At 47.9% G+C, this 10,005-nt stretch carries 7 protein-coding genes, 2 tRNA genes and 1 other RNA gene; 5 read left to right on the top strand and 5 right to left on the bottom strand.

The window, feature by feature from the left end:
* Positions 1 to 16: 16 nt before the first annotated feature.
* Positions 17 to 92 (top strand) — tRNA-Lys (locus N2K84_RS17920).
* 164 nt (positions 93 to 256) lie between these two features.
* Here N2K84_RS17920 and N2K84_RS17915 read toward each other — a convergent pair.
* From N2K84_RS17915 to N2K84_RS17905, 3 genes are all read right to left on the bottom strand, one after another.
* Complete coding sequence (locus N2K84_RS17915; RefSeq protein ID WP_282593208.1) at positions 257 to 3,472, bottom strand: error-prone DNA polymerase; 3,216 nt, start codon at positions 3,470 to 3,472, stop codon at positions 257 to 259.
* A 145-nt stretch (positions 3,473 to 3,617) separates the two neighbouring features.
* The gene (locus N2K84_RS17910) at positions 3,618 to 5,114 is read right to left on the bottom strand and encodes a Y-family DNA polymerase (protein WP_282593207.1); all 1,497 of its coding nucleotides are present in this window, start codon (positions 5,112 to 5,114) and stop codon (positions 3,618 to 3,620) included.
* Positions 5,107 to 5,856 carry an ImuA family protein gene (locus N2K84_RS17905; protein WP_282593206.1) on the bottom strand — a complete coding sequence of 250 codons (750 nt, stop codon included), beginning with the start codon at positions 5,854 to 5,856 and terminating at the stop codon, positions 5,107 to 5,109. The genes N2K84_RS17910 and N2K84_RS17905 overlap by 8 nt, the downstream gene beginning before the upstream one ends.
* Positions 5,857 to 5,931: 75 nt before the next feature.
* Here N2K84_RS17905 and N2K84_RS17900 point away from each other — a divergent pair, with 75 nt between their 5' ends.
* Entirely contained in the window at positions 5,932 to 6,729 is a 798-nt protein-coding gene (locus tag N2K84_RS17900) for an XRE family transcriptional regulator (protein ID WP_282593205.1), read from the top strand.
* Positions 6,730 to 6,930: 201 nt separating this feature from the next.
* Here N2K84_RS17900 and N2K84_RS17895 read toward each other — a convergent pair.
* Positions 6,931 to 7,003, bottom strand: a tRNA-Pro gene (locus N2K84_RS17895).
* Positions 7,004 to 7,127: 124 nt separating this feature from the next.
* A complete protein-coding gene (locus N2K84_RS17890) occupies positions 7,128 to 8,333 on the bottom strand; it encodes an NAD(P)-dependent oxidoreductase (protein WP_282593204.1) in 1,206 nt (401 codons plus the stop codon).
* 172 nt (positions 8,334 to 8,505) lie between these two features.
* Here N2K84_RS17890 and ssrA point away from each other — a divergent pair.
* From ssrA to N2K84_RS17875, 3 genes are all read left to right on the top strand, one after another.
* Positions 8,506 to 8,903, top strand: a transfer-messenger RNA (tmRNA) gene (ssrA, locus tag N2K84_RS17885).
* A 241-nt stretch (positions 8,904 to 9,144) separates the two neighbouring features.
* Complete coding sequence (locus N2K84_RS17880; RefSeq protein ID WP_282593203.1) at positions 9,145 to 9,588, top strand: DUF4293 domain-containing protein; 444 nt, start codon at positions 9,145 to 9,147, stop codon at positions 9,586 to 9,588.
* A 138-nt stretch (positions 9,589 to 9,726) separates the two neighbouring features.
* Positions 9,727 to 9,993, top strand: coding sequence for a tetratricopeptide repeat protein (locus N2K84_RS17875; protein ID WP_282593202.1), 267 nt, complete (start codon positions 9,727 to 9,729; stop codon positions 9,991 to 9,993).
* Positions 9,994 to 10,005 lie beyond the last annotated feature (12 nt).

Raw genomic sequence — 10,005 nt, 5'->3', positions numbered from 1 at the left:
TACACATAACGAGGATGACTCAGTAGCTCAGCTGGTAGAGCACATCCCTTTTAAGGATGGGGTCCTGGGTTCGAATCCCAGCTGAGTCACCAAAAACAAAGTCAAAAAGACTTAAAAGCGCTTAAATCATAGGTTTAAGCGCTTTTTTATTTTGCGGCAGATGGCAAAATGTGCACCAAATTGCAAAATAATGTCTGAATTATCTACCGGAATTTTTATCGACTCCGAATCTTGGGATGATAGCCGGCAGCAAATACTATTTGAAGTCCCGGGACGGGAAAAGCTCTCCTTGTAAAATCTTACCGCTGACCTTTTTTTCTGAAACTTCCATCGCATTCTTTTTATTAAAATTGGCCGGCTTCTGCACCGAACCGGGATTGCGCCCTTCAAAATCCAGGCTCATCAGTTCGTTCATGTTAAAACATGAATTGACAACTATGTGGATAACTTCGCCTTCAATTTGTAACTTACCTGATACCATGAGCAGTCGGGATTGCAGAATCACTTTTCGGTATTGTTCAAAAGTCTTGCTCCAAACGACCAGGTTTGCAAACCCGCTTTCGTCTTCAATGGTAATAAACAGTACTCCTTTAGCTGTGCTGGGGCGTTGCCTGACGGTGATTAAACCGCACACTTTTACATCCTGTCCATTTTTTTGCTTGCTTAATTCGGAAGTGGGCAAAACTCCCATCTGATTTAGTGTCTGGCGAAGAAAACTCACCGGGTGGGCTTTTAAAGACAAGGATGTGCTGGCATAGTCCTGGATCACATGCTCGCCGATTGTCATCACCGGTAATTCGGTGAATTGTTCATTGGTGCTTGCCGGGGGTGTTCCGGTGAATACCCCGGTTGGATGGTCGTGCAATGCCGACACTTCCCACAGCGCCTGCCTGCGGTCGAGTCTAATGGAGCGGAAAGCATCGGCATCGGCAAGCCGTTCCAACGCGGATGGCGGAACCCCCGCATCAAGCAACTCATTCATATTTTGGTAAGAGCCAGTCTTTCCGGCTGCCAGCTTCTGCATATCTTCTTCCCGAAGTCCTTTTACCTGCCGGAACCCTAAACGGACTGCGCAGTAGCGACCATCCTTCTCTTCCAATGTATTGTCCCATTGGGAATAGTTGATATCTACCGGACGAACAGTTACGCCATGTTTGCGGGCATCGATCACAATCTGCGCGGGCTGGTAAAAGCCCATCGGCTGGCTGTTCAACAGAGCGGCGGCGAATACATCGGGATAATAACACTTGATCCACGACGAAATATAAACCAGCAATGCAAAACTGGCTGCATGGCTTTCAGGGAAACCATAACTGCCAAAGCCTTCGATCTGTTTAAATACTCGCAAAGCAAACTCTTCAGTATAGCCTTTTTTCACCATACCTCCAACCAGTTTCTCCTTATACCAGCTAACCTTTCCTTTCGATTTAAAGGTTGCCATGCTCCGGCGGAGGCCATCAGCTTCGGCAGGTGTAAAACCTGCAGCTACAATGGCTATTTCCATGGCCTGCTCCTGAAATAAAGGGACGCCCAGCGTTCTGCCCAGAATTTCTTCCAGTTCTTTCGACGGAAACTCTACCGGTTCTTCGCCATTCCGTCTTTTTAAATAGGGGTGCACCATATTGCCCTGAATGGGGCCAGGCCTCACAATGGCCACTTCAATAACCAAATCGTAAAAATTACGTGGTTTCAATCTCGGTAACATCGACATTTGCGCCCGGCTTTCAATCTGAAAAACCCCAACCGTGTCAGCATGACTGATCATTTCATACACCTTCGGGTCGTCCTGCGGAATATTGGCCAGGGTGAGGTTCAGGTTGTAATGTGTTTCAGCCAGGTCAAAAGCTTTACGGATGCAGGTCAGCATGCCCAGCGCCAGTACGTCAACTTTCATAAAATCAAGCGCTTCAATGTCGTCCTTGTTCCATTCAATGCAGGTGCGGTCTTTCATGCGGGCATTCAGAATTGGACACAGCTCGTGCAGTTTTCCGCGGGTAATCACGTACCCGCCCGTGTGTTGTCCCAGCTGACGCGGAAAACCGATGTATTGTCCTGTCAATTCGAGTACCTTCCTTAGATGCGGGTCCTGAGAACTGAAGCTGGAAGAATCCGGGGCTTTTCCTTCGAGCCAGTCCTCCGTAAACTCGTGTGCTGATTTTGAAAGAACATTGATAGCGTCGGTTGACAAGCCCATCGCTTTTCCCACATCGCGAACAGCTCCTTTCCAGTGTACCTGGGTGACGGTAGCCACAATACCGGCCCGGTCGCGTCCGTACTTTTCATAGATATATTGCATGATTTCCTCCCGGCGCTCATGTTCGAAATCCACGTCAATATCGGGCGGTTCATTGCGTTCGTCGCTCATAAACCGGGCAAACAACAATTTAAATTTAGAAGGATTTACCGACGTGATCCCTAAACAATAACAAACTACCGAGTTGGCCGCCGAACCGCGTCCCTGGCACAAAATACCCCGGGAACGGGCTTCGCGTACATAATCATACACGGTCAGAAAATAAGAAGCATAGTCTTTCCGCCCGATAAATTCCAGTTCCATATCGATGGTTTCTTTAATTTTGGGAGGAATCACTTCGCCAAAATGTTCATGGGCGCCTTTCTTGGTAAGATAAACCAATTCTTCCATTGGGGTCCTCCCTTCGCTGGTGATTTCTTCCGGATACAGGTATCTCAATTCATCTAGTGAAAATTGGCAGGCGTCTGCCAGTTCAAGCGCATGGTTTATTGCCCCGGGATATTGTCGGAAGAGGCGGGATATTTCTTCGATTGGTTTCAGGTAGCGTTCCGCATTTGGGTGTAATCTAAAGCCAGCCGCATGAATGGTGCATTTTTCGCGAATACAGGTCAAAACGTCCTGCAATTCGCGGCGGTTCGGGGCATGATAGTGTACATCATTGGTCGCTGCCAACGGAATTCCCAATCGTGCTTCCAGTTGTGAAAGCCGGAACAGTTTTTTGTGATCGTCGCCGTTGTAGCCGAAGTTTGCAGCAAGGTAAAGGTTATTGCCAAACGCTTCTTTATACTCTTCCAACGCTTTGGTGAACTCAGGTTCGAAATCAAAATCAGTATTGAGTGATGACGGTGGTATTACTAAAAATTTGATTCCGCCGGTATATTTGAATACATCAGCACGGTACAGGAGACAATCCCCTTTTTCTGCCCGCAGGTTGCCTTCGGACAGCAATGCCGATAAGTTTGAGTAAGCAGATTTATTGGTTGGATAAGCCAGCAGACTTGGACCATCCAGTAAGTCGAGGCGACAAGCCGGAATGAACCGGATATTTTTGCCTCGTGCCGTCACATGTGCTCGGACGATGCCTGCCAGCGTGTTGCGATCGGTAATGGCAATTGCTTTGTAGCCCAATTCGGCTGCCCGTTCAATAAGTTCTTCGGGATGCGAGCCACCCCGGAGAAACGAAAAGTTCGAGGTTACCTGTAATTCCGCGTAATTCATGTTAATTTCAACGTTTCAGGCCTCTCCCCAGCCCTCTCCAAAGGAGATGGAGCCAGAACAGTGCTGTCGTTTAACTGTTATATTTTTTACGTTTCCCTCTCATATTCCCCTTCCGGCAACTGCCGGAGGTTAGGGGAGGCGGCTTTCAGACAAAATACCCATGCAAAAACCATTGTGGTTTCGGGTTCCCGTAAAATCCCAACCGGAACAGCCAGTAGCGGGCGCCGCTTTCATCTTCAACCCGGTAATAGTCCCGAGGTGGACCGCTTTGAAGCCACCATTCCTGCTCGATGCGTTCAGGACCGTCGGCGCGGACAATGCGGATAATCTCGTCTTTGTACCGAAAATGCATAGGAGGATGATCTGGCAAAACTGCCATGACTTCAACAGGCGCCGGTTTCGGTAAAAGATGAATGGGGCGGGGACGGTCGGTGCGCCATTCCGTTTCCGGTTGTTCTTCCAGCGAACTGACCTCTTGTACCGAACTTTCCGGCCAGTAATGCTCCTGTGGTAAATAGCGGTGAACGGCCTGAATGCCTATTTTCCCGGCAATGTTGTCCACTAATTCAGAAATAGCCGTCTGGCCGAGATTTGTGGTACCCCACAAAGCTTCCTGTGTTTCGCTTACATCCTCAACCAGGGTTGCCTCCAGTGTGAACAGTTCGATTCCGAGCGCTGGTTTTATTTCCGGTATCTTCAGTTCGAACAATTTAAAAAGGTGTGCGGCATTACGCGACGCCCGGTTGGTGCCGATGCTGATTTGCACGGTTTCACCGTCAATGCGATAACCTTTAAAAATCCCGGTGCGCATGCCTTTTCCCTCCTTAAAGAAACGTTCGCACAAGGTTTCCAGCAGGCGTTTCAGTGCTATTTCTATTCCTGTAGCGGTGCGGATGGGTTCCAGGCAGGGCAGTCGTTCCTGATAAACACGGGCTGGCTGAATGGGCTTTAAAAATTCCCGAGCAGTTCCCAGTGCCTGGTCCAATCGGATGAGCATGGCCTCTCCAAATCGGCGGCGCAGGTTCAGTCGGGGAATGCCGATAAACTGCCCGATTTGGCGGAATCCAAGCTTTTTCAAGCGTTGCAACGTGGAACTGTCCAATCGCAAAGCAGCCGGAGGAAGCGCCAAAAGGGCTTCAGCCTGTTTACCGGGGTCGATGATCATTTCATTTTTTTGGTAGTGGGCTATGGCCCAGGCTGTACCAATCGTATCCGCGATGGCTGTACATACATCATATCCTCCTTTGCATAGTCGGGCAGTGATTGATTGAAGGTAAGAAAGTTCACCTCCCCACAAATGCGGGCAGCCGGATATATCCAGGATCAGTCCGTCCGGGGGATCGGTGGCAACAACAGGGCTATAGCGAAGGCACCATTCGGCCAAATCGTTGAGCAGTCTTTCTTCTGCGTCCCGGTCGTACTCAAACACATCAACCGAAGGAAAAATGGCCCGCACATCGGCTACCACCATGCCAGGTGAAATGCCGTCCTTTGCCAGACTTTGACTGGACGCCTTAACCACCATCCGTCCGTGTTCAGGAGTATACAGCAGAAAAGGTTTGCCCCGGAGCTCCGGCCGGATTTTCGACAGCCGGTCGGTGCCCAAATATCGAAACCAGATATACAGGTAACGTTTAGGCATAGTGTCGTTGCTTTTGAAGTTCCGGCAGTTTGACCGTAATTCTGCTTCGCTCGGTAATAAGGTTGAATGTTCCATTTTTCCATTCGAATTGCCAGACACCTGGTCTGCCGTTACGAATTTTGACCAGTTCCACCTCCAAACAGGGAAATCCCACACCGGGTAGTTCACCGGTCCGGCTTGCCAACGGCCTGATCTTCCACCGGGAAACACAGGCCAGTGTATTTTCTATGCGGGGATGCTGCCGGTGAAGAAAGCCGGTTACCTTGCTGGTTTCGACAGCAAGCTGCAACCGCCGGGATTCGGCAAAGCTGATGTCCCGTATTTCAGCGACGACTGCAGCCAGCGAATTACATTTCAACCCTTGCTCCATCACCCAAAGCGCTTCCTTTTCGCGCTTCACACCGATAAAGATGATCCGGTGCGGTTCAACTCCCAAGAATTTCAGTCCTGGAGCGAACAATTTACGTTCGGCGCTTACCCAAAGACAAATGCCTTCTTTTTTCATGAGAACACTCAGCAGTCCCGAAAGAAATCCGGTTGCTGCGGCAGCGCAGGCTTCCGTAGGGCTTATCAATTCGTGTATTGCCCCGACAGGAAAAGCGCCCCCGGGAAATGCCGCGTTCATCGGCCCCAGCCCAAAATCGAGCAAGCGGCTATCCGGCCCGGTGCTGAATCCTTCCATCGAAAGAATTGTCTCTTTCAACCGCCTGATAATTTCTATTTTTTCGGCTAACTCACTCATAATTAAAAAATATTCTTAAATTTGTTACGATTAATAACAGTATCTTGTTTCTAAATATAACAATCAAATATTGGAATGCAAAGGATTTTTTTCGCAGGGAATATCAAATTTCTTCGTGATCGTAAGAAATTGAGCCAGGAAGCCCTTGCAGCAAAGCTGGGATTGACCCGTGCCAAACTTGCTGCCATTGAGGCCGGTAACACCAAGTCGCCGCAGCCGGAAGATTACCTGAATTTTTCTGAATTCTTCAAAATAAGCATTGACACCTTGTTGAAAATTGACCTTTCGAAATTGGGTGAGCTAAAAATGCGGGAATTGGAGTCTGGAAACGATGTGTATATCCGGGGTGGAAACCTGCGGGTGCTGGCTATTTCGGTTGACCGCTCGAATAACGAAAACGTCGAGTATGTCCCGGTAAAAGCAAAAGCCGGTTACATGGCAGGCTATAACGATCCGGAGTTCATTGCAGGTTTGCCAAAGTATTCACTTCCTAACCTGCCCTCACAGGGGACCTTCCGCATCTTTCCGTCAACCGGAGATTCCATGTTGCCGGTGCCGGAAGGCAGCGATATTATCGCACAGTATGTGCCGGACTGGACGGCTATTAAACCCGATACACCCTGCATTGTCATCCTGAAAGGACAGCAGGATTTTGTATTTAAGCTGGTAACAATGAACCCGGACGATACGATTCTGTTAAAATCGCTCAACCCCGCGTACAAGCCTTTTCCGGTTGAGGCCAGCGATGTGATGGAAATATGGCGGTTTTATGCCTATACCAGCCGTGAATTTCCGGAGGCCCAACCGGAAATGACAACCATATTAACGGCCATCAGGAACCTGGAAGAGAAAATTGGGCAAATATCAAAATGATAATGAAGCAGGTATAATTCTTATTGGTCTATCTGGTATGCCGTAAAGCTTAAATTTTTGAATGCATCCGAAGAAAATGAGCCACGAGAAAGCGAGTTTTGACCGTTCCGGAAAGCGTAATTAGCGGAAATTGGAAGCGCATAAAAAAGCCCGTAAACAGACTTGTTTACGAGCTTGTGTTGATGTGTTTTTTTAATATTGTCGGGATGATCCGACTCGAACGGACGACCCCCACGTCCCGAACGTGGTACGCTACCAACTGCGCTACATCCCGATCATTAACGGGATGCAAAAATAATATTTTCATTGAAAAACCTGAAGGGATAAACATTTTTCTTTCCTATTCCTGACAATTTTATTTCAACATGTGCGCATATCCTTACCAATCAATCGGATGTTCAGTTGTTTCCTTTCAGGAAATCATTCAGATAGGCAAACCGTTCAGTGAGTTTACCTGTTTCCAAAATAGTAGCCCGCTGAATGATTTCATCCGGATCTGTACCAAACAGTGCCGGAAGCACTTGGTAGTAGAAGTCGAGGCTGAAGGTGCGCGAGGCATCCAGCGGCAAAGCTGTTGGCAGGTTATCCACAGCCATAACTGTGATGTGCCGGGCGGAGGAGAAAGCAGGTTTTTCAGACAGGCCCTTCGGATCGACATCATAGAAAGGCGACTCGATGGTGGAAGTCCGGATGGTTGTCGGAATTGGTCCGGGGACATCGCAACTGACGTCAGCGATGAGGGAGATATTGAAATCAGCCGATTGAAGTTGTTCCGGGGTGAAAAAGTGAGGCGATTCACGGTCCCAAAAATGACAGGGGATGAATACATCGGCAGCGCTCACGTATGGCAAAAAAGTGGACTCGTACTGTTGCGGGTGGGAGTAAAAATCATCACGACTATATTTGCCTGTTTTACGGGCCACGTAGTCTTCCGGGTCGAGACGGGAGAATACGGCATGATTATAATCGCGTTCCAAGAAATCGCGCGGGGAAACTTCTTTGATGCCCAACTCATAGATAATTTCGAGTGCCCCGGCAGCTACCCGGCCACCGCCGGTAAGCAGCACTTTTAAAGGTGGCATGGTTAACGCACGAAGCTGGTGATGCAAATCCTGTAAGTCACGGCACATCTCCGGGCCGGGCAGCGCAAGACCGGCAAATCGTTTGGCTACCCCTTGAAATGCGTAATAAGCCCCAACAACTCCGGCCCAAAAGCCAAAAGCCACCAAGCGGTCTCGGTGCCGGTCGGTCAGGTATTCGTAATCGATCAGGGTGATTTTTTTTCGGGCCATCTCCCTAAAAAATTGCTGGTTATAGGTCTGTTTCTTTGCTACATGCGAAAACATAACGTATGTTTTTCCGTCTATCAGCGCATCGTCGGCCACCTCTTTTACACCAATGAGCACATCACAATGCGAAATATCATTCACTACTTCCACGCCTGCCATGCGGTAATCGTCATCCGGAAAAATACGCACCTTGCTCGATTGCGCAAAAACGTGGGCCTGTGGAAAATTTTCATGGATCAGTTTTGCCACCTCCGGTGTAATAGCTGTTCTGCGGTCGTTCCAGCGACGCGTTTCCCGTAAAATGCCAATGTTCATACGTGCCTGAATTTGGTTGATTCTTAAAGATAGGGATATTCAATCGAATGGCAAACCATGTGAAGAAACTGGCTGGGAATCTGTAATAGGAAAAGCAAGAATTTCAGCCCAAACATTTCGTAAAGGGAACATTTCAGCTAAAATTGTAGTATCTTTGCATTCCTAATCTACCGGGGATGACTGGTTTTGACAGCGGGTAGAAGAGGTATGTAAGCATGCCGAGCGTTGTTTGTTGGCTCGTTAATCTCAATGATCGAACTTTTAATTGGCGAAAATAATTACGCTCTTGCTGCGTAATTCTACTAAGTAGATTACACTTAATCCAGGCACCAGGTGCCAGGACAAGACATCGCCCGGGTGCTACTTTCCTGAAGCGGCCCGATCCGGCGGTGCAAGTAAATCGGGAATAGCGAAAGTTTAGCTTCGGGACTTTTGCGAAACTTAAGAAGCTAAGGTAGCGGTCGGTGGCCTCGATCCAGCTGCTACTCGAAAATCAAGTCTTGGCTAAGCATGTAGAAAGCATATTGCTTCCTCGTTTGGACCCGGGTTCGACTCCCGGCATCTCCACCCAAAAGCCCCTGCATCTATGAGTTTGCAGGGGCTTTTCGTATTTATTTGGGCTTGTGCTGAAAACGTGAGTTCTCATGCCGGTTTTTTCAACAAAGGAATTATGACTGGGAACACCGAAGTAATTTTTTCCATAAAGTAAGGAATCCAGTAAAGTCAATACTAGAAAAACGAAACTGTTGTGGCGTAATTTGCCTGTTCTGTTCAAAAATGTAATTTTGTCACAAAATAAAATCGAATTAACATGTTACAAAGAATACAAACCTTGTATATGCTGGTGTCTGCGATTTTGATCGGCCTGCTTTTTGCTTTGCCCTTTGCTGAAATTGCCCACAACAACCAGCTTTTTTTGTTTGATATCCGCGGCATCGTCCGGAACGAAGTGGTCGAGGAAAACGGCCTGGCCATTGCTGCCTTCATCGGCATCATCCTGATTTTGCATGTGGTTGCCATTTACATGTTTAAGAAGCGCATCCTGCAAATTCGCTTACTGGTGTTTACTATTTTGCTGATGATCGGCCTGTTTGGCATGTTCTATTTCTTTACGTATTACGCCTTTAGGGGAGCCGATGTGAGTTTCAAGCTGCCTGTGGCGTTTCCGTTGGTAGCCATTATCCTGGATTACCTGGCCATTCGCAACATTGGAAAAGATGAAGCGCTGATCCGCTCGATCGACCGCATTCGCTAGAAATCAACATCGTTTCGATACTGGTGAGGCAACCTTGAACTTGCCCGAATGGGAGATTAACAGATTTTTTTAAGCGTTACCGCGATAAAAGGATATTGAGTTCTTTTGTATTTTCTTTTACACCTCAAAAAACGGGAAGTGGAAAAAATCCTTAAATTAATTGAGACCAACCAATTGGAGCAGGCTCAGGTGATGTTGCAGGAAAGGTTGCAGAAACAGCCGGAGGATGCTGGTGCGTACTTTCTGTTGGGGCAGATTTTCTGCAAAAAACAGGAATGGGGCATGGCTATCAATTGTTTTCGGCAGGCGTTGGAAATTGCACCGGATTACCCAAGAGCAAAAACGCAAATCGATATGGCGAATGCTATTCTGGGCTACTTTACGCCCGATATGTTTAACCCATAGTTTTGTGTTGAT

Source organism: Gaoshiqia sediminis (genome assembly GCF_025907915.1).
Lineage (GTDB): Bacteria > Bacteroidota > Bacteroidia > Bacteroidales > Prolixibacteraceae > Gaoshiqia > Gaoshiqia sediminis.
Note: the sequence above shows the minus strand (reverse complement) of the source record. Positions and strands in the feature narration are given on the sequence as shown.

Bases quoted from the DNA above. Each gene is read 5' to 3' on its own strand.
- N2K84_RS17915 (WP_282593208.1), bottom strand. From the start codon at position 3,472: ATGAATTACGCGGAATTACAGGTAACCTCGAACTTTTCGTTTCTCCGG.
- N2K84_RS17910 (WP_282593207.1), bottom strand. From the start codon at position 5,114: ATGCCTAAACGTTACCTGTATATCTGGTTTCGATATTTGGGCACCGAC.
- N2K84_RS17905 (WP_282593206.1), bottom strand. From the start codon at position 5,856: ATGAGTGAGTTAGCCGAAAAAATAGAAATTATCAGGCGGTTGAAAGAG.
- N2K84_RS17900 (WP_282593205.1), top strand. From the start codon at position 5,932: ATGCAAAGGATTTTTTTCGCAGGGAATATCAAATTTCTTCGTGATCGT.
- N2K84_RS17890 (WP_282593204.1), bottom strand. From the start codon at position 8,333: ATGAACATTGGCATTTTACGGGAAACGCGTCGCTGGAACGACCGCAGA.
- N2K84_RS17880 (WP_282593203.1), top strand. From the start codon at position 9,145: ATGTTACAAAGAATACAAACCTTGTATATGCTGGTGTCTGCGATTTTG.